A 24,671-nucleotide genomic window follows, 5' to 3' on the forward strand; every position below is an offset into this window, starting at 1 on the left:
AGTGTGTCAGTCAGTTCAGCTGTTACTGATCCACCGCCATCGGGGGCAAGCCCCCTCCCACATTTGACTGTATTTCAATTCCTCGTCCGCGTTCTGCCCCTCCATCACCCAGATCAATCTTGCTATCCAGCCTTTATTCGCGCACTTAGACTCAGGCTCCTTCCCACACAGGTAAGCCGCCATGTCCGAGACGCTCCTCAGTTCCCGCAATCTGGCTTTCGAGCTGTACGAAGTCCTCGATGCCGAGGGCCTGACCCAGCGCGAGCGGTTTGCCGAACATAATCGCGAAACCTTCGACGCGGCCATCAGTACCGCCCGCACCATCGCCGAAAAGTACTTCGCACCGCATAACCGCAAAAACGACGAAAACGAACCGCGCTACGAGGACGGCAAGGCCATCCTGATCCCGGAAGTCAAACCGGCCGTGGACGCCTTCCTCGAAGCCGGCTTCCTCAATGCCGCGCGCAGTTTCGAAGCCGGCGGCATGCAGTTGCCGACATTGCTGTCCCAAGCCTGCTTCGCGCACTTCCAGGCGGCCAACGCGGCGTCAACGTCCTACCCGTTCCTGACCATGGGCGCCGCCAACCTGATCGAAAGTTTCGGCACCGAGGAGCAAAAGCAACGCTTCCTGCAGCCGATGATCGAGGGGCGCTTCTTCGGCACCATGGCCCTGACCGAGCCGCATGCCGGCTCGTCGCTGTCGGACATTCGTACCCGCGCAGAGCCTGCACCGGATGGCAGCTATCGGCTCAAGGGCAACAAGATCTTTATCTCCGGCGGCGACCACCCGCTGTCGGAAAACATCGTGCATATGGTGCTGGCCAAACTGCCGGACGCGCCGGCCGGGGTGAAGGGCATTTCGCTGTTTATCGTGCCCAAATTCCTGGTCAACGACGATGGCAGCCTGGGTGCGCGCAACGATGTGTTGCTGGCCGGGCTGTTTCACAAGATGGGTTGGCGTGGCACCACGTCCACGGCGCTGAATTTCGGCGATAACGGGCACTGTGTCGGCTATCTGGTGGGCAAACCGCACCAGGGCCTGAGCTGCATGTTCCAGATGATGAACGAAGCGCGCATCGGCGTCGGCATGGGCGCGGTGATGCTCGGTTACGCCGGCTACCTGTATTCCCTGGAATACGCCCGCGAACGCCCGCAAGGCCGCCTGCCGGACAGCAAAGACCCGAGTACCGCGCCGGTGTCGATCATCCAGCACGCCGATATCAAACGCATGTTGCTGACCCAGAAAGCCTACGTCGAAGGCGCCTTCGACCTCGGCCTGTTTGCCGCGCGCCTGTTCGACGACACCACCACCCTGGCAACCGATGTCGAACGCAAGCGCGCTCACGAACTGCTCGACCTGCTGACGCCGATCGTCAAATCCTGGCCCTCGGAGTTCTGCCTCAAGGCCAACGAGCTGGCGATCCAGATCCTCGGCGGCCACGGCTACACCCGCGAATACCCGGTGGAACAGTATTACCGCGACAACCGCCTCAACCCGATCCATGAAGGTACCCACGGTATCCAGTCCCTCGACCTGCTGGGGCGCAAGCTCGCGCAGAACGGCGGCGCGGGCCTGAAGCAACTGATTCGGTTGATCGCCGAAACAGGCGCACGGGCGCAGCAATATCCATCGCTGAAGGCCATGAGAGAACCGCTGGAACAGTTGGTGGCGCGCCTGCAAAGCGTGACGATCGGCCTGCTGACGGATCTCGCCCAAGGCAAGGTCAACAGCAGCCTGGCGAATTCGGCGCTGTACCTGAAGGTATTCGGGCACACGGTGATTGGCTGGCGCTGGCTGGAGCAGGCGATTCGCGCCGAAGAAGGCCTGGCCAAGGGCGATGCGGCGGACACCGCGTTCTATAAAGGCAAGCTCCAGGCGGCCCGCTACTTCCTGACCTGGGAAGTACCGGGCTGCCATCATGAACTGGCAATACTGGAGGCCCGCGACGATACGTGCCTCGGCATGCAGGATGAGTGGTTCTAAGGCTGTCCGATAGCCTTGGAAATCACCTCGACCGTGGCGCTGACTTGCTCTTGGTAACGGTCGAGTTCCTGCTGGTGACGCTGTTGCATTTCGATCTGCTCGGCGCACAGGTTCAGCGCGGCCAGTACCAATAGCTTGTCACCGATCAGGGTCGGGTACTTTTTCTTGGTGGTGGCCAGGGAGGCCTTGAGCAGGGTCACGGCGTGCATCAGGGTTTGATCTTCCCCGGCCGGAGCCTTGATCGAGTAATCCTCTCCGAGAATCGAAACGACCTTTATCCCTTCGTTCATGCGCTGACAGGCCCTGCGCTCACACGCTCAACCAACGCCTGGATACGCGCAGCGGTGGCGCCGTTCTTTTCTTCCTGTTCCATCAGGTTCAATTGCAGGCTGTCGTTCTCATCCTTGGCGCGGGCCAATTGCGCCTTGAGGGATTCATTGGTGCCCAACAGGTCTTGATTCTGCTGTACCAGGTCGCTGACCAGTTGTTCCAGCTGGCTGAGGGATGCTTCTAACATTTTGATTTCCTGGGCTTTTTAAAAGGGCGGTGACGATAAAGAAAATTCACCTCGGATGCCAGGGTTATCCCCGGCGCGCAGCCCGATTGTTAAGGGCCGGGCCGCACTTTCGAGCCTTAGTGACTGCATTTCCCCCATCTGGTTCCTGAATCGACCCGGCCCCTCGTCAGATGCGATAAAAACACACGCCACTTTAGACTTTAGTCGTACTGCCGATAGGTAATACTCACCCTGTCTCATAGCCGCATGGATCGCGCTTCTTCCCAGGACTCCCGCATGTCTCTTCGTAATATGAATATCGCGCCGCGTGCGTTCCTAGGCTTCGCGTTGATTGGTGCACTCATGTTGTTTCTCGGTGTGTTCGCCCTGAACCAAATGAGCAAAATCCGCGCGGCGGCAGAAGACATCACGCTGTCCAGCGTCCCGAGTATTCGCGCCCTCGATGAGTTCACCCAGCTGACATTGCGCCTGCGGGTGCTGTCATACCGATTGCTGACCAACCGCGGGCCAGACGTGCAGCAAAAAACCCTGGAAACCATCGAACAGCGCAACCAGCAGATTCGGACCGCCCAGGGCATCTACGAAAAACTCATCGACAGCAGCGAAGAACGCGCGGCCTACGACGAATACGTGCGCCTGCTAGCCCAGTACCATCAGATCGAAGAGCGCATGAAGAGCATGTCGCGGGCCAATCAGGTCGACGAGCTGCGCGAGTTGCTCAACAGCGAGTTGCTGAGCAACGCCGAGCAGACCAACGCCGTGCTGGCGCGCCTGGCGGACATCAACAACAAGATGGCCCTGACCACCAATCAGCAGGCCAAAGACCAATACAACCTGGCCTTCGACCTGGTGGTTGGGCTGCTGGTCATCGCCACGACGCTGACCCTGTGGTTCGCCTGGCTGCTGACCCGCAGTATCACCCTGCCGATCGCCCAGGCCCTGGACGCGGCTGAAGAAATCGCCGAAGGCAACCTGACACGCCCGATCAAGGTCGATGGCCACGACGAAGCCGGCCGCCTGCTGGCTGCCATGGCCAAGATGCAGGACAAGCTGCGCGACACCCTGCAACGCATCGCCGGCTCGGCCACTCAGTTGGCTTCTGCCGCCGAAGAGCTCAACGCCGTGACCGACGAAAGCGCCCGTGGCCTGACCCAACAAAACAACGAAATCGAACAGGCCGCCACCGCGGTCAACGAGATGACCAGCGCCGTCGAGGAAGTCGCGCGCAATGCGGTGAGCACCTCCGAGGCCTCGCGCAACGCCACCACCTCCGCCGGTGACGGCCGCGACCTGGTGCAGGAAACCGTCAGCGCCATTGAGCGCATGAGCGGCGACGTGCAAGCCACCGCGACGCTGATCGGCGACCTGGCCAATGAATCGCGCGACATCGGCAAGGTGCTCGACGTGATTCGCGGCCTTGCCGACCAGACCAACCTGCTGGCCCTGAACGCGGCGATTGAAGCGGCGCGTGCCGGGGAAGCCGGCCGTGGCTTTGCCGTAGTGGCCGACGAAGTGCGTGCGCTGGCCCATCGCACCCAGCAGTCGACCAGCGAGATCGAACGGATGATCGGCAGTATCCAGGCCGGCACCGAGCATGCCGTGGATTCGATGCGCAACAGCACCGAGCGCGCGGAATCGACGCTGAACATCGCCAAAGGCGCGGGGATGTCGCTGGATACGATCAACACGGCGATTGTCGAGATCAATGAACGCAACCTGGTGATCGCCAGCGCGGCGGAGGAACAAGCGCAGGTGGCACGGGAAGTGGACCGCAACCTGGTGAACATTCGTGATCTGTCGGTGCAATCGGCAACCGGCGCCGGCCAGACCAGTGCCGCGAGCAGCGAGTTGTCGCGCCTGGCGGTGGACTTGAACGGGATGGTCGGGCGGTTTCGCCTCTAAAGATGTGGGAGGGGCGATGCGACGATTCGACTTGCCCCCGATTGCGATTTGTCAGCTAGCTTATCTACAGCTGACCCACCGCAATCGGGGGCAAGCCCCCTCCCACATTTAGATCGGCGCCCGTCGCTAAAACCTTTTTGACAGCGCGGCAATTCAACAGGTTAGAATCGCTGGCACGCAGACTGCATGGTCAGAATGCGTCCGTCTTATTTTGCCCATGGAGTACTGCCTTTGAATGCGACCACCATCAACAGCCTGTTCTTGATCGGCGCGTTGCTGGTGAGTGCGAGCATTCTGGTGAGCTCTCTTTCGTCCCGCCTGGGCATTCCGATCCTGGTGATCATCCTGGCCGTGGGCATGGTCGCCGGCGTCGACGGCGGCGGCATCATCTTCGATAACTACCCGACCGCCTACCTGGTGGGCAACCTCGCCCTGGCCGTGATCCTGCTCGACGGCGGCTTGCGCACCCGGGTGGCGAGTTTTCGCGTGGCACTCTGGCCGGCGTTGTCGCTGGCCACGGTGGGGGTGTTGATTACCACCGGCCTCACCGGCATGGCCGCGGCCTGGCTGTTTGACCTCAACATCATTCAAGGCTTGCTGATCGGCGCGATTGTCGGCTCCACCGACGCCGCCGCGGTGTTCTCGCTGCTCGGCGGCAAGGGGCTCAACGAACGGGTCTCCGCCAGCCTGGAAATCGAATCCGGCAGCAACGACCCGATGGCCGTGTTCCTCACCGTCACCCTGATCGACATGCTCGCCAGCGGCCAGACCGGCCTGCACTGGAACCTGCTGTTGCACCTGGTGCGCGAGTTCGGCATCGGCGGCCTCATCGGCCTGGGCGGCGGCTGGCTGATGCTGCAGATGGTCAACCGCATCAACCTGGCCAACGGCCTGTACCCGATCCTGGTGATCGCCGGCGGCCTGTTCGTCTTCGCCCTGACCAACGCCCTGCACGGCAGCGGCTTCCTCGCCGTGTACCTGTGCGGCCTGGTGATCGGCAACCGGCCGGTGCGCAGCCGTCATGGCATTTTGCATATGCTCGACGGCATGGCCTGGCTCGCCCAGATCGGCATGTTCCTGGTGCTGGGCCTGCTGGTCACGCCCCACGACCTGCTGCCGATTGCGCTGCCCGCCCTGGGCCTGGCGCTGTGGATGATCCTGTTTGCGCGGCCGCTGTCGGTGATGGTCGGCCTGCTGCCGTTCAAGGCGTTCCACGGCCGCGAAAAAGCCTTTATCGCCTGGGTCGGCCTGCGCGGCGCGGTGCCGATCATTCTTGCGGTGTTCCCGCTGATGGCCGGCCTGCCCCATGCACAGCTGTACTTCAACCTGGCGTTCTTTATCGTGCTGGTCTCGCTGCTGGTGCAAGGCACCAGCCTGCCGTGGGTCGCCAAGCTGCTGAAAGTGACCGTGCCACCGGAGCCGGCGCCGATTTCCCGCGCCGCCCTGGAAGTTCACGTCACCAGTGAGTGGGAGCTGTTCGTCTACCGCCTGGGCGCGGAAAAATGGTGCATCGGCGCAGCCCTGCGCGAGCTGAAAATGCCCGAAGGCACGCGTATCGCTGCACTGTTCCGTGGCCAGCAACTGCTCCATCCGTCGGGTAGTACGGTGCTGGAAGCCGACGATCTGCTCTGCGTGATCGGCCACGAACACAACCTGCCGGCCCTGGGCAAACTGTTCAGCCAGGCGCCGCAACGCGGCTTGGATTTGCGCTTCTTCGGCGACTTCATCCTCGAAGGCGACGCCCAACTGGGCGCAGTCTCGGCGCTGTACGGCCTGCAACTCGAAGGCATCGACCCGGACATGCCATTGAGCCACTTCATCACCCAGAAAGTCGGCGGCGCGCCGGTGGTCGGCGACCAGGTGGAGTGGAACAACACGATCTGGACCGTCGCCGTCATGGACGGGAACAAGATTGGCAAAGTCGGCGTCAGATTCCCCGAAGGAAGTCGCCCGGGCCCCGGACTCTTCCTCTAAACTGCGGGGCAATACTGCCCCGATTCTTCACCTTGCTCGACCGGTCTCTATGCCAACCCTGCGCACTTTTCTCGCCACTGCCCTGCTGAGCCTGACCCTTTGTGTCGGCAGCGTATACGCCGCCGACCCGCCCAGCGCCGACGCTATCCAGCAAACCCTGGACAAGCTGCCCGACCGCAAGCTGCCCGACGCCGACATGAAGGCGCTGCAGGCGATCCTGCAGCAGACGCTGACTCACCTGGGCAACAAGCAGGATTACGAGCAGCGCCTGGTCGATCTCAAGCGCCAGTTGCAAGACGCCCCGCGCCAGACCAGCGAAAACCAGCGCGAACTGACCCGGCTCAAGGCCACCAAAGTCGTCCCGGTGGCCCAGCGCTACGCCACGTTGCCGGTGCCGCAACTGGAACAACTGCTGGTGCAGCGCACCACCCAGCAAGGCGACCTGCAAAAAGACCTGGCCGACGCCAACAGCCTGACCATCGCCGCCCAGACCCGCCCCGAGCGCGCGCAGACCGAAATCAGCAGCAGCCAGACGCGCATCCAGCAGATCAACGCGACCCTCAAGGCCGGCAAGGACAATGGCAAAACCCTCAGCGCCGACCAGCGCAACCAGTTGAACGCCGAACTGGCGTCGCTGAATGCCCTGATCCCACTGCGCCGCCAGGAACTGGCCGGCAACAGCCAACTGCAAGACCTGGGCAACAGCCAGCATGACCTGGTGGTGGAAAAAACCGCGCGCCTGGAACAAGAGATCCAGGACCTGCAAACCCTGATCAACCAGAAACGCCTGGCCCAGTCCCAACAGACGGTGACCCAACAGTCCATCGAAGCGCAGAAAGCCGGCAGCAGCAGCCTGTTGGCCACGGAAAGCGCGGCCAACCTGAAGCTGTCCGACTACCTGCTCAAAAGCACCGACCGCCTCAACGACCTGACCCAGAAGAACCTGCAGACCAAGCAGCAACTGGACACCGTGACCCAGAGCGACTCGGCGCTGGACGAACAGATCAACGTGCTCAAGGGCAGCCTGCTGCTGTCGAAGATTCTGTACAAACAGAAACAGGCCTTGCCGCGCCTCACGGTCGACCGCAACCTCGCCGACGACATCGCCAACATTCGCCTGTACCAGTTCGAGGTCAACCAGCAGCGCGAACTGATCAGCTCGCCCAGCACCTATGTGGATAACCTGCTGGCCAACCAGCCGCCGGATGAGGTCACCCCGCAATTGCGGCGCACTCTGCTGGAACTGGCGATCACCCGCAGCGACCTGCTCGAGCGCCTGAGCCGCGAACTGAGCGCGCTGCTCAATGAATCGATCACCCTGCAACTGAACCAGAAACAACTGCTGAGCACCGCCACCACCCTGCGTGCGACCCTCGATGAGCAGATGTTCTGGATTCCCAGCAACAAGCCGCTGGACACCGAGTGGCTGGAAACCGTCCCGGATCACCTGAGCAAGCAAGTCACCTCCCTGCCCTGGGCCTCCAGCGTCAGCGAACTGTACGACGGCCTGACCCAGCGCCCGCTGCTGTTCTTGCCGTTGCTGCTGTTGATCGGCGCACTGTTGTGGCGGCGCAATGCCTTGTACGCGCGGCTGAAAAAGGTGCACATGGACATCGGCCACTTCAAGCGTGACAGCCAATGGCACACGCCCCAGGCGATCCTGGTGAATATCCTGCTGGCCATGCCCGTGGCCTTGGGCCTGGCGTTATGCGGTTATGCGTTGCAGATCGACGCCCGCGGGCAAAACGCCAACCTGGGTGCCGCGCTGTTGCAGATCGCCCAGGCGTGGTTGGTGTTCTACACCGCCTACCGAATCCTCGCGCCAGGCGGCGTCGCCGAATTGCACTTCCGCTGGGAACGACCGCAGGTCGCATTCCTGCAAGGTTGGGTACGCAAGCTCGGGCTGGTGGTGCTGGCGCTGGTGGCCGTGGTGGCCATTGCCGAGCACCAGCCGGCAGCCCTGGCCGACGACGTGCTGGGCATCGGCGTGGTGCTGACCTGCTATGCGCTGATGGCCTGGCTGCTGGGTCGCCTGCTGTTGCACAGCACAACCCACGAGAAAGCCTCACTGTTCCGCAAAACCGCGGGCCTGTTGTTTACCGCGCTGCCCATCGCACTGTTTATCGCCGTGTGCTTCGGCTATTACTACACCGCGCTGAAGCTCAGCGACCGGTTGATCAACACCCTGTACCTGTTGATGTTCTGGCTGGTGATCGAAGCCACGTTCGCCCGCGGCCTGGGCGTCGCCGCCCGGCGCCTGGCCTATTCGCGGGCATTGGCAAAACGCCAGGCCGCCAAGGAAGCCGGCGAAGGCGAAGCGGTGATCGAAGAGCCGACCCTGGACATCGAACAGGTCAACGAACAATCCATGCGCCTGATCCGCCTGGCCCTGCTCGGCGGCTTCATCGCGGCGCTGTACTGGGTGTGGTCGGACCTGATCTCGGTGTTCTCCTACCTCGACAACGTCACCCTCTACGAATACACCAGCGGCACCGGGGCCAATATCAGCATGGTGCCGATCAGCATCGGCGACATGCTCGGCGCGCTGATCATCATCGGCATCACCTTCGCCCTGGCGCGCAACCTGCCCGGCTTGCTGGAAGTGCTGGTGCTGTCCAAGCTGGACCTGGCCCAGGGCAGCGCCTACGCCACCACCACGTTGCTGTCCTACGTGATTGCCGGCGTGGGGTTTGTGGCGACCCTATCGACCCTCGGCGTGAGCTGGGACAAGTTGCAATGGCTGGTGGCGGCGCTGTCGGTGGGCCTGGGCTTCGGTATGCAGGAGATCTTCGCCAACTTTATCTCCGGCATCATGATCCTGTTCGAGCGCCCGGTGCGGATCGGCGACACCATCACCATCGGCAACCTGTCGGGCACGGTGAGCAAGATCCGCATCCGCGCCACCACCATCACCGACTTCGACCGCAAGGACATCATTGTCCCGAACAAGACGTTCATCACCGGGCAACTGATCAACTGGTCGCTGACCGACACCATCACTCGGGTCACCCTCAAGCTCGGCGTGGACTACGGCTCCGACCTCGACCTGGTGAAAGCCCTGTTGCTCCAGGCCGCGCGCGAAAACCCGCGGGTGCTGAAAGAACCCGAACCCCACGTGTACTTCCTCAACTTCGGCGAAAGCACCCTCGACCACGAACTGCGCATGCACGTGCGCGACCTCGGTGACCGCAACCCGGTGATCGACGAGGTGAACCGTTTTATCAACCGCGAGTTCAAGAACAACCACATCAACATCTCGTTCCGGCAGATGGAGGTTTACCTGAAGAACCTGCACGGCCAGGAGTACAAGCTGGTGCCGGTAGAAGACGAAAAACGCACCATCGCCAACCCGGCCGAGACGCACGACGCACCGGAACCGCCGCCGGGCAAAGTGGTGGACGCCCCCGAGCCGCCACCCTCCAAGCTCGACTAAAACGCCTATCCCCAGCAGAATGCTCGGACATTCTGCTGGAGATGGCCGGTGAAAGCCCTCGACGAACTGACCTTCGACAATCGCTTCGCACGCCTGGGCGACGCGTTCTCAACCCACGTCCTGCCCGAGCCCCTCGACGAACCGCGCTTGGTCGTGGCGAGCGACGCCGCCATGGCCCTGCTCGACCTCGACCCGGCCGTGGCCGAAACGCCGGTGTTCGCCGAACTGTTCGGCGGCCACAAGCTGTGGGCCGAAGCCGAACCGCGGGCGATGGTGTATTCCGGGCATCAGTTCGGCTCCTACAACCCGCAGTTGGGCGATGGCCGTGGCTTGCTGCTCGGCGAGGTGTATAACGGCGCCGGCGAACACTGGGACTTGCACCTCAAGGGCGCCGGGCAGACGCCGTACTCGCGGATGGGCGATGGCCGCGCCGTGCTGCGCTCTTCGATTCGGGAGTTTCTGGCATCAGAAGCCCTGCATGCATTGAACATCCCTAGCAGCCGGGCGCTGTGTGTGATCGGCTCGAGCACGCCGGTTTGGCGCGAGAAGCAGGAACGCGGGGCGATGGTGTTGCGCCTGGCCCGTAGCCATGTCCGCTTCGGCCATTTCGAGTACTTCTACTACACCCAGAAGCCCGAGCAGCAGGCGGCACTGGCCGAACACGTGTTGAAGCTGCACTTCCCCGAGTGCCAGGAACAGCCCGAACCGTACCTGGCGATGTTCCGCGAAGTCGTCGAACGCAACGCCGCACTGATCGCCAAATGGCAGGCCTATGGCTTCTGCCATGGGGTGATGAACACCGACAACATGTCGATCCTCGGCATCACCTTCGATTTCGGGCCGTTTGCGTTTCTCGACGATTTTGACGCGCACTTCGTCTGCAACCACTCCGATCATGAAGGGCGCTACTCCTTCAGCAATCAGGTGCCGATCGGGCAGTGGAACCTCAGCGCGCTGGCGCAGGCGCTCACACCGTTTATCAGCGTCGACGCCTTGAAGGAAACCCTCGGCCTGTACCTGCCGCTGTACCAGGCGCACTACCTGGACCTGATGCGCCGCCGGCTGGGGCTGACCAGCGCCGAAGACGATGACCAGAAACTGCTGGAGCGCCTGCTGCAATTGATGCAGAACAGCGGCGTGGACTACACGCTGTTCTTCCGCCGCCTGGGCGATGAACCGGCGGCGCTCGCAGTGGCGCGGTTGCGCGACGAGTTTGTCGACAGGAACGGCTTCGATGCCTGGGCGGATGCGTACAAGGCCCGCGTGGCGCGTGATGGCGAGTACAGCGAAGAACAGCGCCGAGCACGGATGCATGCGGTCAACCCGCTGTACATCCTGCGCAACTACCTCGCACAGAACGCCATCAGCGCCGCCGAGTCGGGGGATTACAGCGAAGTGCGGCGGCTGCATGAGGTGTTGCGCAAACCGTTCGAGGAGCAGGCCGGGATGGAGCAGTACGCGCAGCGGCCGCCGGATTGGGGCAAGCATTTGGAGATCAGTTGTTCTTCGTAGAGTCGGCTAGATGAACGTCTCCACGGAAACCCCAAAGCGTTCGGCCAACCATTTAATCTGTCGCAGATTGAGCTTACGCTTACCGCTCAGAATCTCGGAAACGACTGACTGTTTGCCTAAGCCTGGCAGATCACTTTGATTCAAGCCGTGTTCGCGCATCATCGCGCGCAACACGTCAACACCACTGACGACGGGCATCGGACGATGCTCGTGATCGTAGGCTTCGATCCAGTCACTGAGAATATCCACCAAACTCATAAGCGGATTTGATTCGTCCTCCCCGACCAAATCCAGCAACTCGTCGAGGGCAGCAACCAGTGCATCGTAATCCGCCTCGTTTTTTGGCTTGCGCAGTAATGGTGAAACAAATTGCCAATGTTCAGCGGCGAGCTGAATGAGTGCGCTCATCTGATTGTCTCCTTCCACTTGTCTTGTTCGTATTCGCGGTGATCGAGCAGATGCTTGATGTAAATTCGTTGTGCTGGGTACCGCACGAAAGCAATTAACCTCAGTTTATTGCCACCGATGTCGAACACATGGAACTGCCCGACTTTATCCGTCGCAGGAAAAATGCCTTTCATTGACGCGAAATCTCCTGGGCTATTGCGCTTTATCCGTCGGTACCACTCATCCAAAGCACTCGCTGAGCGCGGCCACTTTTCCTTTGCTTCCCAGATCCTTTTCTCACTAATCACTCGCATGCAACATCCTTATCGCATCTTGCTATGAAGGTTAAACCCGAACTCAAACTATCGCAATTTGCTATAACCGCAAACAGACAGATGGCGGGAAACAGAACGCGCTCCAACAGCCTAGATAAGCGGCTTCACATCGACATGGCAGAAACTGTGAACGGATGAGTCACCGCTCCCACGCCTTGATAAACCCCAGACCTGACTCCAAATAGGATCTATTGGCCAGTCTCAAAGGAGCGCCACCATGTCCAACCCTCTCGTCATTCCCTGCCCGCACTGCAACGGCCTCAATCGCATCCCCGGCGAACGCCTGGGCGATGCGCCGAAGTGCGGGCGCTGCAAGCAGCCGGTGCTGCTGAACAAACCTTTTGAACTGAAACAGGGCGACTACGCCAGCCAGATCAAGGGCGACCTGCCGTTGCTGGTGGATGTGTGGGCCGATTGGTGCGGGCCGTGCAAGTCGTTCGCGCCCATCTTCGAGCAGGCCGCTGCGCAGTTGGAAGGCAAGTGCCGGTTGGCCAAGCTGGACAGCGAGGCCAATCAGCAGTTGTCGGCGCAGTTGGGGATTCGCTCGATTCCCAGCTTGATTCTGTTCAAGAACGGCCGTGAAGTGGCGCGCCAGAGTGGGGCGTTTCCGTTACCGCAGTTGATGAGCTGGTTGCGTAGCCAAGGGGTGTAACTCGACCTTGAGCACAACGCAGGCCAGTGTGGTGCTTTAGGTCAGGCGTTTTCCAGCAGGTTATGCAACTCCACAAACTGCTGCGTCAGCTTGTGCCGTGGGTCCAGGTGGATCAGCGGCTTGTTCTGCTGGTGCGACTCACGCATGCGTACCGAACTCGCCAGGTACACCGGCAGCACCGGCAAGCCTTCGGCAATCAACTCATCGAGCATCTGCTGCGGCAAGCTCGCCCGCGCCTGGAACTGGTTGACCACGATGCCTTCGACTTCCAGGCCTTCGTTGTGGTCTTCCTTCAATTCTTCGATTTCCGCCAGCAGGCCATACAGCGCCTGGCGCGAGAAACTGTCGCAATCGAAGGGGATCAACACACGATCAGCAGCAATCAGCGCCGAAACCGCATAAAAATTCAACGCTGGCGGGGTATCCAGGTAAATCCGGTCGTAGTCTTCGCTCAGCTCATCCAGCAGCTTTCGCAGCTTGTTGATCTTGTGCTTGGCTTCGAGCTTGGGCTGCAAGTCCGCCAGCTCAGCGGTGGCGGTGATCACGTGCAGGTTGTCGAAGGGCGTTTCGTAGATATCCACCCGGTTTTTCTTGGCGAACGGCCCCGAAGACAGGGTTTGCTTGAAGAACTCGGCAATACCCATCGGTATATCGTCGCCGGTCAGCCCGGTGAGGTACTGAGTAGAGTTGGCTTGTGCATCGAGGTCCACCAACAGGGTTCGGTAACCTTCACTGGCGCTGACCGCCGCCAGGTTGCAGGCGATGCTGGACTTGCCAACCCCGCCTTTTTGATTGAACACCACGCGCCGCATGGAAAAACCTCCGTGTACCAATGAATGCCCGAGTGTAGAGGGCAAAAGCGCCGGTTAGCTACCTCGTTCATCCATGCACTGCTGCATTAATGGTCCGGGCTAGCATCTAACGTACAAATGAAAAGGAACAGTCCGACAATCCAGCTCGGTTCTCAGTGAAGGACAATCTGTAAATCTTCCCCAGCAAATTGTAATCGGCCGTGAACAAATATTTACCAAAGTTTGCTAGAACCCCACAGCACCGGGATAATGCGCGCCATTCGGCTGCTGCTCCCTGTCCCGGTATTCGGGGCCAGTGGCCGCGCATGGAAGCCCGCAGGGGCGGGATACCTTCTCAGTGATCAATTTCAATATCAGCCAATGGCGCGCCTGGGCTCCGGGCCTCGAAAGTGCGGACGACTGGCGCGCCTGGTGCCAGGCGCCAGTGTTGCTACCCGCCAGCGAAGCCTCCCCCGACGTCTCGTTTTTACCGGCCATGCAGCGCCGCCGCCTGAGCCGTCTGGCGCGCATGGCTTTCAGCGTGGGCTGGCCGCTGGCCGAGGGCCTGCAAGACCTGCCGCTGGTGTTCGTTTCCCGCCACGGCGAAACCCCGCGCACCCTCGAGATCCTCAGCGACCTGGCCAACGATCAGCCGCTGTCGCCGACTCAGTTCAGCCTGTCGGTGCATAACGCGGTGATTGGCCTGTGGTCGATCCTGCGCAATGAAACCAGCGAAATGACCGCCCTCGCCGCCGCCGGCGATGGCCTGGAACACGGCATGCTCGAAGCGGCGGCCCTGCTCAACGAAGGCGCCCCGGCGGTATTGCTGGTGATCAGCGAGGAACAGCCACCCGAGGCCTACGCCAACTGGATCCACGACGTGCCCTTCCCCTACGCCCTCGGCCTGTTACTGACGCCGGGCGACGAGTGGCAACTGGAACTGCGCACCGGCACTGTCCAACACACTCACACCCAGTGGCCTCATGCCCTGAACCTGCTACGCACCCTGTTGACCGAACAGGGCGCCTGCCAACACGCCTGGAAGAACCGCGTATGGAACTGGCAACGCAAGCCCTGAACGACAAGCCACGGGACGCCTACTACTGGCGCCTGTTCGCCACCGCCGCCAGCTTCGCGCTGTTTGGCGTCGGCGGGCTGTGCCTGCGCTTACTGGTGTTTCCGTTGCTCAATTGCCTGCCGGGGACTGCCAAGCAGCACCAACGGCGCGCGCGGCATACCATCAGTCGCCTGTTCTGGTTGTTCATTCGGTGGATGCAGCGCCTGGGCATTCTCACGTTCAGCGTCGACGGCGCCGACAAACTCGGACGCCCCGGCCAGATGATCGTCGCTAACCACCCGTCACTGATCGACGTGGTGTTCCTGATCGGCCTGATGCGCCAGACCAACTGCGTGGTCAAGCAGAGCCTGTTTCAAAACCCGTTCACCCGTGGGCCGGTGCGCGATGCCGGCTACATCAGCAATGACGGCAGCGCGGACATGCTCGACGCCGCCGCCGATGCGCTGCGCGAAGGTCAGACCCTGATCATCTTTCCAGAAGGCACCCGCACCACACCCGGCGCGGCGCCTGCCTTTCATCGCGGCGGCGCCGCGATTGCGTTGCGTGGTGCGACAATCATCACCCCCGTGGTAATCAAGGTCAGCCCGACCACCCTGACCAAGGCCGAACCCTGGTATCGCATTCCCAAACGCCGCTTTCACTTCAGTTTACGGGTGGGTGCCGATATAGAACCACAAGCGTTCGCCGCACTCGGCCCCGCGCCCCAGGCCTCACGCAAGCTCAACGATTACCTGCATCACTATTTTATTAAGGAGCTCGCCGAAGATGAGCAACTCAAACAGCCTTGAGCACGACATAAAGACGCTGATCATCGAGGCCCTGGGCCTGGAAGACATCAGCGTCGACGACATCAACAGCGACCAAACCCTGTTCGGCGAAGGCCTCGGCCTGGACTCAGTCGACGCCCTGGAACTGGGCCTGGCGATCCAGAAAAAGTACGGCTTCAAGATCGATGCCGACGCCAAGGACACCCGCAATCACTTCACCAACGTGGCCAGCCTTGCGGCGTTCGTCACGGCCAAACAGGCAGCTTGAGACCGTACCATGCAAACTCGTGACGATATTTTCAACACCCTGCGCGCTGCCTTGGTGGAACTGTTTGAACTGGAACCTGAACGCATCACCCTCGAAGCCAACCTGTACCAGGACCTGGAAATCGACAGCATCGACGCCGTGGACCTGATCGACCACATCAAACGCCAGACCGGCAAAAAAATCGCCGCCGAAGAGTTCAAGGCTGTGCGTACCGTGAACGACGTGGTTGAGGCGGTGTACCGTCTGGTCCAACCGGCCGCATGAGCCGGCTGATCGGCCTTGGCCTGTTGCTGGCGGGGTTGCTGTACCCTTTCGCGGTGTATTACGGCACCGAGCACTTTGCACCGTGGCAATTCGGCCTGCTGCTCGGCAGCCTGTGGTTGCTGCGTGCGCTCACGGGTGCGCGGCGCCCCGGCAGCCGCTGGATGGCGGTGGCGATCATCCTGTTCTGCTTGGCCCTGGCCTGGTTCGACAACCCGCACCTGCTGCGCTGGTACCCGAGCCTGGTCAGCGCGTTCATGTTGGCGCTGTTCGGCCTGAGCCTGAAATACGGCCCGCCGATGGTCGAGCGCCTGGCACGCATGACCGACCCGCAACTGCCGCCGAAAGCCATTGTGTATACGCGCCAGGTCACCGTGGTGTGGAGCGTGTTTTTTCTGTGTAATGGCCTGCTGGCCGCCGCCCTCACCCTGTGGGCGCCGCTGAGCTGGTGGACGTTGTACAACGGCCTGATCGCCTACGGGCTGATGGGGCTGTTGTTTGCCGTGGAATGGCTGGTACGACAAAGGGTTCGAGGCCGCGTATGAATGGGTTGAAACTTGAGCACCTGCTGCTTGAGCCGTTGGAACAGCGCTTGGTCACCACCGAGCCTGCGATGAATCACGCCCAGCTATGTGAGCAATCCCTGCGCCTGGCGGCAGGCCTGCACGCGCGCGGTATCCAGCGCGTGGCGGTGCATCTGGAAGACGCCGGCCTGCTGGCGATCGCCCTGCTGGGGGCCTGGCGCGCCGGGGTCGGCGTGTTGCTGCCCGCCGACCTGCAACCGCAGACTCGCCAACGCTGGGCCGACGCCGTCGACACCTGGCTGACCGACGCCGCGGACCTGGACGCGTTGTATCAGGCGCCGTTGAGCCCGGCCGCCCTCGACCTGGATGCGTGCCAATTGAGCCTGTGTACCTCCGGCTCCAGCGGCGAACCCAAGCGCATCGACAAGACCCTGCGCCAGCTGGCCAACGAGGTGCAGGCCCTGGAAACGCTATGGGGCGCGGACCTCAACGACGCCTGCATCATCGGCAGCGTCGCCACCCAACACATCTACGGCCTGTTGTTCCGCGTGCTGTGGCCGTTGTGCGCCGGCCGCAGCTTCGTGCGCCGCCAGTTGGCCTTCCCGGAGGATTTGCAGCGCGCCAGCCGCGAGCACCCACGGTTCGCCTGGGTCGCCAGCCCGGCGCTGCTCAAGCGGATGGGCGACAACCTCGACTGGCCGGCCCTGAGCCGAGTGTCGCGGGTGTTCTCCTCCGGCGGCGCCCTGCCCATCGACGCGGCCACCAGCCTGTACGAACGCTTGCAGCAATGGCCGACGGAAATCCTCGGCAGCTCGGAAACCGGCGGCATTGCCTGGCGCCAAGGCGCGCAGCCGTGGCAGCCGTTCGCCGGGGTAGAACTGAGCCAGGACGCCGACGGTGCCCTGCGCATTGCCTCGCCGTACCTGCCCGCCGGGCATATCGAACAGACCGCCGACGCCGCCCGCCTGCATGCCGACGGCCGCTTCGAGCTGCTCGGGCGCCTGGATCGCATCGTCAAACTGGAAGAAAAACGTATCTCCCTGCCCATGCTCGAACAGGCCCTGATGGCGCACCCCTGGGTCGCCGAAACGCGCCTGGGCGTGGTCCAGGAAAACCGCGCCAGCCTCGGCGCCCTCGTGGTGCTGAGCGCCGACGGCCTGCATGCCCTGCGCAACCAGGGCCGGCGTACCGTCACGCAAACCCTGCGCCAACACTTGAGCCAACACTGCGAAGCCCTGGCCTTGCCGCGTCGCTGGCGTTTACTGCGACAGTTGCCGCTGAACAGCCAAGGCAAGCTGCCCCAGGCCGAGATCGAAGCGCTGCTGCTGGCGCCCCGGCCGAAAGCCCCCGAAGTACTGGAGCAAGTCGAAGCCGATGGCGAATGGACCTTGCAACTGAGCATCCCGCCGGACCTGGCCTACTTCAGCGGCCACTTCCCGGTGACGCCGGTGCTGCCGGGCGTGGTGCAGGTCGAGTGGGCGTTCACCCTCGGCCAGCAACTGCTCGACCTGCCAGCGACCTTTGCCGGCATGGAAGTGCTCAAGTTCCAGCAACTGGTGCGCCCCGGCGACCACGTCGAACTGCACCTGCGCTTCGACCCGCAACGCAGCAAGCTGTATTTCGCCTACCGCAACGGCGTCGCGGCCTGCTCCAGTGGCCGGATTCAACTGGAGCCTGCGCATGCATAACCCCTGCGCCCTGATCCCGGTCTACAACCATGAAACCGCCGTGCCGGCCGTGGTCCACAGCCTGCTCGACAGCGGCCTGCCATGCCTGTTGGTGGACGATGGCAGCAGCCCGGCGTGCGCGGCGGTGCTGGCGCAATTGGCGGCCCTCGACAACGTCAGCCTGCTCACCCTGCCGAACAACCAAGGCAAGGGCAGCGCGGTGATGGCCGGCTTTCGCGAAGCGGCGCGCCTGGGCTTCACCCATGCCCTGCAAGTGGACGCCGACGGCCAACATGACCTGCGCGAAGTCGAGAGCTTCATCGACACCTCGCGCCGACACCCCACGGCGGTGATCTGCGGCTACCCCGAATACGACGACAGCGTGCCCAAGGGCCGCCTGTACGCACGCTACCTGACCCACGTGTGGGTGTGGATCAACACACTGTCGCTGCAGATTCGCGATTCGATGTGCGGCTTTCGCGTGTACCCGCTGGTGCCGACCCTGGCGCTGATGGACTCGGCCTACATCGGCACCCACATGGATTTCGACTCGGACATCCTGGTGCGCCTGGCCTGGCGCAACCAGCCGATGCGCTGGCTGCCGACGAAGGTGCATTACCCCGCCGACGGCCTGTCGCACTTCCGCCTGTTCCGCGACAACGTGCGTATCTCGGCCATGCACACCCGGCTGTTCTTCGGCATGTTGGTGCGCGCACCGATGATTCTGTGGCGACGGTGGCAGGCATGAGCGACAGCAGCAAACACTGGGCCGACCGCGAAGAGCGTGGCAGTTTCTGGCTGATGAAACTCACCGCAGTCGCCGCCAGGCTGCTCGGGCGCCGGCTGTTGAGCCCGCTGCTGTACGGCATCGTGCTGTACTTCTTCCTGTTCGGCCGCACCGCGCGCCAGAGCACCTGGCAATACCAGCAGCGCCTGGCGCAATGGAGCGGCCGCGATGAGCTGCGCCCGACCCGGCGCAAAGTCTTCGGCCAGTTCATGGCATTTGCCGATGCGCTGCTGGACAAGCTCGACGTGTGGAACGGCAAGCTGCGCATCGAGCAGATCGAAATCCACGACCCGGCGCAATTGCGCGGCCAACTGCGCGGCGAACGCGGCCAGATGCTGGTGGGCGCGCACCTGGGCAACCTCGAAGTGTGCCGCGCGCTCGCGGAGATCGGCGAAAAAGTCACCATGAACGTGCTGGTCCACACCAAGCACGCCGAACGCTTCAACCGCCTGCTGGGCGAAGCCGGCGCGACCCATTTGCGCCTGATCCAGGTCAGCGAGCTGGACCCGGCCACCATGCTGCTGCTCAGCCAGCGCCTGGACGACGGCGAATGGCTGGCGATTGCCGGCGACCGCGTGCCACTGCACGGCGGACGCACGGTGCGCGTGGACTTCCTCGGCCATGACGCCGCCTTCCCCCAGGGCCCGTGGCTGCTGGCCGGCCTGCTGAAATGCCCGGTCAACCTGCTGATGTGCCTCAAGCACCAGGGCCGCTATCGCCTGAGCATCGAACCGTTTGCCCAACTTATCGAATGGAAACGCAGCACCCGCGAGCAGGTCATCGCGCTGTGGACCGCACGCTATGCCGCACGCCTGGGCCAGTTCTGCCTGGAAGCGCCCCAACAATGGTTCAACTTTTACCCTTTCTGGAAGACCGATGACGACGCATCTTGAGCCGGTAACGTTTGGCGAACGCGCTTTGCGCATTGAAGACGTATTGGCCCTGGCCAATCGTCAGGCGCCCACGCACTTGCAGGATGATGCCGCGTATCGCCAGCGCATCGCCAAGGGCGCGCAGTTCCTCGACTCGCTGCTGGACAAGGAAGGCGTGATCTACGGCGTGACCACCGGCTATGGCGACTCGTGCGTGGTGGCGGTGCCGTTGCAGCACGTCGAAGCCCTGCCGCGGCACCTGTACACCTTCCACGGTTGCGGCCTGGGCAAGTTGCTCGACGCGCAAGCCACCCGCGCCGTGCTCGCGGCGCGTTTGCAGTCGCTGTGCCACGGCGTGTCCGGGGTGCGCGTGGAACTGCTCGAACGCGTGCACGCGTTCCTCGAACACGACGTGCTGCCGCTGATCCCGGAAGAAGGCTCGGTGGGCGCCAGCGGCGACCTGACGCCGCTGTCCTACGTGGCCGCGACCCTCTCCGGCGAACGCGACGTGCTGTTCCGTGGCGAACGCCGCCAGGCCATCGACGTCCACCGCGAACTGGGCTGGGAGCCGCTGGTCCTGCGGCCCAAGGAAGCCCTCGCACTGATGAACGGCACCGCCGTGATGACCGGCCTCGCCTGCCTGGCCTTCGCCCGCGCCGATTACCTGCTGCAATTGGCCACGCGCATCACCGCGCTGAACGTGGTGGCGCTGCAAGGCAACCCGGAACACTTCGACGAGCGCCTGTTCGCCGCCAAGCCGCACCCGGGGCAGATGCAAGTCGCCGCGTGGTTACGCCAAGACCTGGCCATCGATGCGCCGACTGCGCCGCTGCACCGTTTGCAGGACCGCTACTCGCTGCGTTGCGCGCCCCACGTTCTCGGCGTGCTGGCCGACAGCCTGAACTGGCTGCGCTCGTTCATCGAGATCGAACTCAACAGCGCCAACGACAACCCGATCATCGACGCCGAAGCAGAGCGCGTGCTGCACGGCGGGCACTTCTACGGCGGGCACATCGCCTTCGCCATGGACAGCCTCAAGACCCTGGTGGCCAACGTCGCCGACCTGCTCGACCGCCAGCTCGCCCTGCTGGTGGACGTGCGTTACAACCACGGCCTGCCGAGCAACCTGTCCGGCGCCCCGGCCGACCGCGCGATGATCAACCACGGCTTCAAGGCAGTGCAGATCGGCACCAGCGCCTGGACCGCCGAAGCGCTGAAGAACACCATGCCGGCCAGCGTGTTTTCACGCTCCACCGAGTGCCACAACCAGGACAAAGTGAGCATGGGCACCATCGCCGCCCGCGATGCGATCCGTGTGCTGGAGCTGACCGAACAGGTCGCCGCCGCCGCCCTGCTCGCCGCCAACCAGGGCGTGTGGCTGCGCGCCCAGGCCGCCGAGGCGCGCCCGTTGCCGCCGGCGTTGGCAGCGATGCACAGCGAACTGGCCAAGGACTTCCCGCCGGTGATCGAAGACCGCGCCCTCGAAGGCGAGCTGCGCCTGTGCCTGCAACGCATCGCCGAGCAACACTGGAGGCTGCATGCGTAGCCCGGGCGTACTGCATTGCGACACGGAAATCCTCGTGCCGTTTTTCGACATCGACACCATGAACGTGGTCTGGCACGGGCACTACGTGAAGTACCTGGAAATCGCCCGCTGCGCCCTGCTCGACAAGATCGGCCATAACTACGCAGCGATGCTCGAGTCGGGCTACGCCTGGCCGGTGATCGACATGCAACTGCGCTATGTGCGCGGCGCCACCTTCGGCCAGACGCTCAACGTGCGCGCCAGCCTGGTGGAGTGGGAGAACCGTTTGAAGGTCAACTACCTGATCACCGACCGTACCAGCGGCGAACGCCTGACCCGTGCCAGCACGGTACAAGTAGCGGTACAAATCGCCAGCCGCGAGATGCAACTGGCCTCACCCACCGTCTTCATCGACGCGGTCGAAAGGGCCCTGAAATGCTGACCCCTGTAGGAGCGAGCTTGCTCGCGAAGATCGTCAACGATAACGCTGGCCACCTGACACCCCGCGGTGCCCTCAGGTTTTTCGCGAGCAAGCTCGCTCCTACAGTGTTCGCGTTGTTTGGTTTTTCGGCGGCGGCCCATGGGTTCGACTTACAGCAACTGAGCGATCAGTTGGCCAAACCCAGCGTGATCCACGGCAGCTTCATCCAGGAAAAACACCTGCGCGCCCTGCCGCAGCCCTTGGTCAGCAAAGGCACCTTCGTCCTGGCCAAAGACCACGGCCTGCTGTGGCTGCTCAAAACCCCGCTGCAACAGGATTACCGCATCAGTACCCAAGGCATTGCGCGGCGTGACGCCAACGGCTGGCAGACGCTGCCGAACAAGAGCGCCGGGGCCGAGCAGAACCGCCTGTTCCTCGCCGTGCTGCAGGGCGACAGCAGCGGCTTGCAGCGTGACTTCGACCTGCAACTGCAGGGCGAAGCCGAGCAGTGGCAGTTGACGCTGACCCCGCGCTCGCTGCTGCTCAAGCAAGTGTTCAAGCAGATCAATATCGACGGCGGCACGCTGGTCCACAGCATCGAACTGCTGGAAACCCAGGGCGACAGCACCGTGCTGCGCATGCAGGACAGCAGCGCCGACCTTCCCCTGAGCGATGCGGAGCAACACGACTTTGCCCAGTGAGCGTTTATTGCCGCGCCTGTTCCTGATCCTGCTGGTGGCCGTGCTGGCCCTGGCCGGCTGGCAATGGCGCCATGGCGCGCCGTTGTCGGCCAACCTGATGGAACTGGTGCCGGGCAACACGCCGGACGCCCTCGAACTGCAAGCCGAACAGCGCATGCAGGAACCGTTGAACCGCGAAATCCTGGTCCTCGTGGGGCACGCCGACCGCCAGCAAGCGGTCAACGTGGCCGAGCAACTGGGCGCGCGCTGGCAAGCCAGCGGCCTGTTTGAAAAGGTCCAATGGAACCTGCAAGCCGACCTGCCGGCACTGCGCGCGCAATTGTTGCGCGGGCGTTTGTCGATGCTCGCGGCCAAGGACCGCGAGCAACTGATCGACCACCCCGACGCCTTCATCCAGCAGCGCGTGCAAGCGCTGTTCGACCCGTTCACCGGGTTCAGCCTGGTGCCGAGCCAGGACGACTGGCTGGGCCTGACCGGACGCATTCAGAACAGCCAGCCGCAGAGCGGCGCGGTGCAATTGGATATCGGCAGCGGCGCATTGATCGCCGATGCCGACGGCAAGAGTTGGGTGCTGCTGCGTGCGCGTACCACCGGCAATGCCTTCGATATGAAACTGCCGCTGCAGGTCGCGGACCTGCTCCAGGCCAGTCGCGCCCAAGCCACCGAGCACGGCGCGCAACTGCTCGCGGCCAGCGGTTTGCTCTACGCTGCCAGCGGGCAACAGCAAGCCAGCCGCGAAATCACCTGGGTCGGCGGCGGCGCCACCCTCGGCATTCTGCTGCTGTTGCTCCTGGCGTTCCGCCGCTGGCGCGTGCTGCTGGCCTTCGTGCCGGTGCTGGTGGGCATGCTGTTCGGCGCGGTGGCCTGTGTGGCGCTGTTCGGGCATATGCATGTGATGACACTGGTGCTCGGCTCCAGCCTGATCGGCGTGGCGGTGGACTACCCGCTGCACTATTTGTCGAAAAGCTGGAGCCTGCAGCCGTGGCGCAGTTGGCCGGCGTTGCGCCTGACCCTGCCGGGCCTGAGCCTGAGCCTGGCGACCAGTTGCATCGGTTACCTGGCGCTGGCCTGGACGCCGTTCCCGGCGCTGACCCAGATCGCCGTATTCTCCGCTGCCGGCCTGGTCGGTGCGTACCTGTCGGCCGTGTGCCTGTTGCCGGCGCTGCTCAAGGGTGTCGACCTGCGCCCGGCGCAATGGCCGTTGCACATCGCCGAGCGCCTGTGGCTGATGCGTTCCGGGTTGATCAAGCGCGTGCCGAGCGCCGTGCTGCTGGTGTGGGTGCTGCTGTTTTGCGCCGGCGGCTTGTGGCAGTTGAACAGTAAAAACGATCTGCGCCAGTGGATCGGCGCCCCGCCGCAATTGCTGCAGGAAGCCCAGGCCGTGGCGCGGATCACCGGGTTCCAACCCACCAGCCAGTTCTTCCTGGTGCGCGCCGACAATCAGCAGCAGTTGCTGGAACGCCAGGCCGCCCTGGGCCAGCGCCTGGAACAGCTGGTGAATATGGACAAACTCCAGGATTATCTGGCGCTGAACCAGCTGGTCAACCTGCCCGCCGAGCAACAACAGCTGCGCGAGGCGCTGAATGCACTTCCCGCGCACTGGCAACCGCTGCTCGACCTCGGCGTGCCCGTCGGCGCGCTGCAAGCCGAAGTCGCTCAACTGCAAGCGCTGCCCACCCAAGACATCGACGCTGCACTGCTCGGGCCGCTGGCCGAACCCTGGCGCACGCTGTGGCTGGGCCCGGTCGACGGCGGTGTGGCAGCCATGATCAGCCTGCAAGGCTTGAGCGACCCGGCGCTGCTGCAGGTGCAGGCCGCGGATTTGCCGGGGGTGCAACTGGTGGATCGCCTGGGGGAGTTGAACCGGGTGTTCGCCGCCACGCAGATCAGCGCGGCTGAATTGAAGTTGATGTCGTGCGGGCTGATCGTGCTGTTGCTGATCGTGCCCTTCGGCTTTGGCGGCGCGCTGCGCATCGTCGCCCTGCCGTTGCTGGCCGCGCTGTGCAGCCTGGCCAGCCTCGGTTGGCTGGGCCAGCCGCTGACGCTGTTCAGCCTGTTCGGCCTGCTGCTGGTCACCGCCATCAGCGTCGACTACGCGATCCTGATGCGTGAACAGATCGGCGGGCCTGCGGTCAGCCTATTAGGAACACTGCTGGCGGCACTGACGACCTGGTTGTCGTTCGGCCTGCTGGCGCTGTCGAGTACACCCGCGGTGAGTAATTTCGGCCTGTCGGTCAGCCTGGGCCTGGCCTTCAGCTTTATGCTGGCGCCCTGGGCCGGCCGACAGAAGCACGCCTCATGAATGTGATTATC

General features: G+C 63.1%; 22 protein-coding genes and 2 pseudogenes. 19 read left to right on the forward strand and 5 right to left on the reverse strand.

Annotated features, from left to right (window positions below; genetic code table 11):
- Positions 1 to 181: 181 nt before the first annotated feature.
- A complete protein-coding gene (locus NR164_RS07615; protein WP_256822565.1) occupies positions 182 to 1,984 on the forward strand; it encodes an acyl-CoA dehydrogenase in 1,803 nt (600 codons plus the stop codon).
- On the opposite strand, the gene NR164_RS07620 is transcribed toward NR164_RS07615, so the two are convergent.
- Both NR164_RS07620 and NR164_RS07625 read right to left on the reverse strand, forming a co-directional pair.
- Positions 1,981 to 2,274, reverse strand: coding sequence for a cell division protein ZapA (locus tag NR164_RS07620; RefSeq protein ID WP_017849820.1), 294 nt, complete (start codon positions 2,272 to 2,274; stop codon positions 1,981 to 1,983). The genes NR164_RS07615 and NR164_RS07620 overlap by 4 nt on opposite strands.
- Positions 2,271 to 2,501 (reverse strand): hypothetical protein, encoded by a 231-nt coding sequence (locus NR164_RS07625; RefSeq protein ID WP_017849821.1) that lies wholly within the window; start codon positions 2,499 to 2,501, stop codon positions 2,271 to 2,273. The genes NR164_RS07620 and NR164_RS07625 overlap by 4 nt, the downstream gene beginning before the upstream one ends.
- A gap of 342 nt (positions 2,502 to 2,843) precedes the next feature.
- On the opposite strand from NR164_RS07625, the pseudogene NR164_RS30470 reads away from it, so the two are divergent.
- From NR164_RS30470 to selO, 5 genes and pseudogenes are all read left to right on the forward strand, one after another.
- Positions 2,844 to 3,500, forward strand: a pseudogene (locus NR164_RS30470) (MCP four helix bundle domain-containing protein); the annotation flags it as partial.
- Between the two features lie 303 nt (positions 3,501 to 3,803).
- Positions 3,804 to 4,403, forward strand: a pseudogene (locus NR164_RS30475) (methyl-accepting chemotaxis protein); the annotation flags it as partial.
- Between the two features lie 231 nt (positions 4,404 to 4,634).
- Entirely contained in the window at positions 4,635 to 6,377 is a 1,743-nt protein-coding gene (locus NR164_RS07635; protein WP_046384946.1) for a potassium/proton antiporter, read from the forward strand.
- A gap of 49 nt (positions 6,378 to 6,426) precedes the next feature.
- Complete coding sequence (gene mscK / locus NR164_RS07640) at positions 6,427 to 9,810, forward strand: mechanosensitive channel MscK (RefSeq protein ID WP_256822566.1); 3,384 nt, start codon at positions 6,427 to 6,429, stop codon at positions 9,808 to 9,810.
- Positions 9,811 to 9,858: 48 nt separating this feature from the next.
- Positions 9,859 to 11,322 carry a protein adenylyltransferase SelO gene (gene selO / locus NR164_RS07645; protein ID WP_256822567.1) on the forward strand — a complete coding sequence of 488 codons (1,464 nt, stop codon included), beginning with the start codon at positions 9,859 to 9,861 and terminating at the stop codon, positions 11,320 to 11,322.
- Positions 11,323 to 11,328: 6 nt separating this feature from the next.
- Here the strand turns inward: selO and NR164_RS07650 are convergent, their stop codons facing one another.
- Positions 11,329 to 11,730, reverse strand: coding sequence for a type II toxin-antitoxin system HigA family antitoxin (locus NR164_RS07650; protein ID WP_256822568.1), 402 nt, complete (start codon positions 11,728 to 11,730; stop codon positions 11,329 to 11,331).
- Positions 11,727 to 12,023 carry a type II toxin-antitoxin system HigB family toxin gene (locus NR164_RS07655; protein WP_017849827.1) on the reverse strand — a complete coding sequence of 99 codons (297 nt, stop codon included), beginning with the start codon at positions 12,021 to 12,023 and terminating at the stop codon, positions 11,727 to 11,729. Before NR164_RS07655 ends, NR164_RS07650 begins: the two co-directional genes overlap by 4 nt.
- A gap of 238 nt (positions 12,024 to 12,261) precedes the next feature.
- Here NR164_RS07655 and trxC point away from each other — a divergent pair, with 238 nt between their 5' ends.
- Complete coding sequence (gene trxC / locus NR164_RS07660; protein WP_017849828.1) at positions 12,262 to 12,696, forward strand: thioredoxin TrxC; 435 nt, start codon at positions 12,262 to 12,264, stop codon at positions 12,694 to 12,696.
- Between the two features lie 41 nt (positions 12,697 to 12,737).
- Here the strand turns inward: trxC and NR164_RS07665 are convergent, their stop codons facing one another.
- Positions 12,738 to 13,508, reverse strand: coding sequence for a ParA family protein (locus tag NR164_RS07665; protein WP_017849829.1), 771 nt, complete (start codon positions 13,506 to 13,508; stop codon positions 12,738 to 12,740).
- Between the two features lie 337 nt (positions 13,509 to 13,845).
- Here NR164_RS07665 and NR164_RS07670 point away from each other — a divergent pair, with 337 nt between their 5' ends.
- The 12 genes from NR164_RS07670 to NR164_RS07725 are packed head-to-tail and all read left to right on the forward strand — an operon-like array spanning position 13,846 to position 24,660.
- A complete protein-coding gene (locus NR164_RS07670; protein ID WP_126588444.1) occupies positions 13,846 to 14,565 on the forward strand; it encodes a beta-ketoacyl synthase chain length factor in 720 nt (239 codons plus the stop codon).
- Positions 14,541 to 15,353 carry a 1-acyl-sn-glycerol-3-phosphate acyltransferase gene (locus tag NR164_RS07675; RefSeq protein WP_017849831.1) on the forward strand — a complete coding sequence of 271 codons (813 nt, stop codon included), beginning with the start codon at positions 14,541 to 14,543 and terminating at the stop codon, positions 15,351 to 15,353. Before NR164_RS07670 ends, NR164_RS07675 begins: the two co-directional genes overlap by 25 nt.
- Positions 15,331 to 15,600: a phosphopantetheine-binding protein gene (locus NR164_RS07680; RefSeq protein WP_046384951.1), complete on the forward strand. Its 270-nt coding sequence runs from the start codon at positions 15,331 to 15,333 to the stop codon at positions 15,598 to 15,600. The genes NR164_RS07675 and NR164_RS07680 overlap by 23 nt, the downstream gene beginning before the upstream one ends.
- A 9-nt stretch (positions 15,601 to 15,609) precedes the next feature.
- Positions 15,610 to 15,864, forward strand: a complete 255-nt coding sequence (locus NR164_RS07685) for an acyl carrier protein (protein WP_017849833.1) — start codon at positions 15,610 to 15,612, stop codon at positions 15,862 to 15,864.
- Complete coding sequence (locus tag NR164_RS07690) at positions 15,861 to 16,406, forward strand: membrane protein (RefSeq protein WP_017849834.1); 546 nt, start codon at positions 15,861 to 15,863, stop codon at positions 16,404 to 16,406. Before NR164_RS07685 ends, NR164_RS07690 begins: the two co-directional genes overlap by 4 nt.
- Entirely contained in the window at positions 16,403 to 18,073 is a 1,671-nt protein-coding gene (locus NR164_RS07695; RefSeq protein ID WP_256822569.1) for an acyl-CoA synthetase family protein, read from the forward strand. Before NR164_RS07690 ends, NR164_RS07695 begins: the two co-directional genes overlap by 4 nt.
- Complete coding sequence (locus tag NR164_RS07700) at positions 18,066 to 18,800, forward strand: glycosyltransferase family 2 protein (protein ID WP_256822570.1); 735 nt, start codon at positions 18,066 to 18,068, stop codon at positions 18,798 to 18,800. The genes NR164_RS07695 and NR164_RS07700 overlap by 8 nt, the downstream gene beginning before the upstream one ends.
- Positions 18,797 to 19,732, forward strand: a complete 936-nt coding sequence (locus tag NR164_RS07705; RefSeq protein WP_057003644.1) for a glycosyl transferase — start codon at positions 18,797 to 18,799, stop codon at positions 19,730 to 19,732. Before NR164_RS07700 ends, NR164_RS07705 begins: the two co-directional genes overlap by 4 nt.
- On the forward strand, positions 19,716 to 21,257 hold the full coding sequence (hutH, locus tag NR164_RS07710; RefSeq protein WP_256822571.1) for a histidine ammonia-lyase: 1,542 nt from the start codon (positions 19,716 to 19,718) through the stop codon (positions 21,255 to 21,257). The genes NR164_RS07705 and hutH overlap by 17 nt, the downstream gene beginning before the upstream one ends.
- Positions 21,250 to 21,678: a thioesterase family protein gene (locus NR164_RS07715; RefSeq protein ID WP_046384955.1), complete on the forward strand. Its 429-nt coding sequence runs from the start codon at positions 21,250 to 21,252 to the stop codon at positions 21,676 to 21,678. Before hutH ends, NR164_RS07715 begins: the two co-directional genes overlap by 8 nt.
- Entirely contained in the window at positions 21,672 to 22,358 is a 687-nt protein-coding gene (locus NR164_RS07720; protein ID WP_046490798.1) for an outer membrane lipoprotein carrier protein LolA, read from the forward strand. Before NR164_RS07715 ends, NR164_RS07720 begins: the two co-directional genes overlap by 7 nt.
- Positions 22,330 to 24,660, forward strand: coding sequence for an MMPL family transporter (locus NR164_RS07725; RefSeq protein ID WP_256822572.1), 2,331 nt, complete (start codon positions 22,330 to 22,332; stop codon positions 24,658 to 24,660). The genes NR164_RS07720 and NR164_RS07725 overlap by 29 nt, the downstream gene beginning before the upstream one ends.
- Positions 24,661 to 24,671: the final 11 nt, after the last annotated feature.

It is taken from the genome of Pseudomonas sp. Pse79 (assembly GCF_024519615.1).
GTDB classification, from domain to species: domain Bacteria; phylum Pseudomonadota; class Gammaproteobacteria; order Pseudomonadales; family Pseudomonadaceae; genus Aquipseudomonas; species Aquipseudomonas veronii.

Coding starts and splice junctions, on each gene's coding strand:
- NR164_RS07655 (WP_017849827.1), bottom strand. CDS start 12,023: ATGCGAGTGATTAGTGAGAAAAGGATCTGGGAAGCAAAGGAAAAGTGG.
- NR164_RS07625 (WP_017849821.1), bottom strand. CDS start 2,501: ATGTTAGAAGCATCCCTCAGCCAGCTGGAACAACTGGTCAGCGACCTG.
- NR164_RS07715 (WP_046384955.1), top strand. CDS start 21,250: ATGCGTAGCCCGGGCGTACTGCATTGCGACACGGAAATCCTCGTGCCG.
- NR164_RS07620 (WP_017849820.1), bottom strand. CDS start 2,274: ATGAACGAAGGGATAAAGGTCGTTTCGATTCTCGGAGAGGATTACTCG.
- NR164_RS07705 (WP_057003644.1), top strand. CDS start 18,797: ATGAGCGACAGCAGCAAACACTGGGCCGACCGCGAAGAGCGTGGCAGT.
- mscK (WP_256822566.1), top strand. CDS start 6,427: ATGCCAACCCTGCGCACTTTTCTCGCCACTGCCCTGCTGAGCCTGACC.
- NR164_RS07680 (WP_046384951.1), top strand. CDS start 15,331: ATGAGCAACTCAAACAGCCTTGAGCACGACATAAAGACGCTGATCATC.
- NR164_RS07700 (WP_256822570.1), top strand. CDS start 18,066: ATGCATAACCCCTGCGCCCTGATCCCGGTCTACAACCATGAAACCGCC.
- NR164_RS07685 (WP_017849833.1), top strand. CDS start 15,610: ATGCAAACTCGTGACGATATTTTCAACACCCTGCGCGCTGCCTTGGTG.
- trxC (WP_017849828.1), top strand. CDS start 12,262: ATGTCCAACCCTCTCGTCATTCCCTGCCCGCACTGCAACGGCCTCAAT.
- NR164_RS07720 (WP_046490798.1), top strand. CDS start 21,672: ATGCTGACCCCTGTAGGAGCGAGCTTGCTCGCGAAGATCGTCAACGAT.
- NR164_RS07650 (WP_256822568.1), bottom strand. CDS start 11,730: ATGAGCGCACTCATTCAGCTCGCCGCTGAACATTGGCAATTTGTTTCA.
- NR164_RS07675 (WP_017849831.1), top strand. CDS start 14,541: ATGGAACTGGCAACGCAAGCCCTGAACGACAAGCCACGGGACGCCTAC.
- NR164_RS07665 (WP_017849829.1), bottom strand. CDS start 13,508: ATGCGGCGCGTGGTGTTCAATCAAAAAGGCGGGGTTGGCAAGTCCAGC.
- NR164_RS07690 (WP_017849834.1), top strand. CDS start 15,861: ATGAGCCGGCTGATCGGCCTTGGCCTGTTGCTGGCGGGGTTGCTGTAC.
- NR164_RS07725 (WP_256822572.1), top strand. CDS start 22,330: ATGCGGAGCAACACGACTTTGCCCAGTGAGCGTTTATTGCCGCGCCTG.
- hutH (WP_256822571.1), top strand. CDS start 19,716: ATGACGACGCATCTTGAGCCGGTAACGTTTGGCGAACGCGCTTTGCGC.
- NR164_RS07695 (WP_256822569.1), top strand. CDS start 16,403: ATGAATGGGTTGAAACTTGAGCACCTGCTGCTTGAGCCGTTGGAACAG.
- NR164_RS07615 (WP_256822565.1), top strand. CDS start 182: ATGTCCGAGACGCTCCTCAGTTCCCGCAATCTGGCTTTCGAGCTGTAC.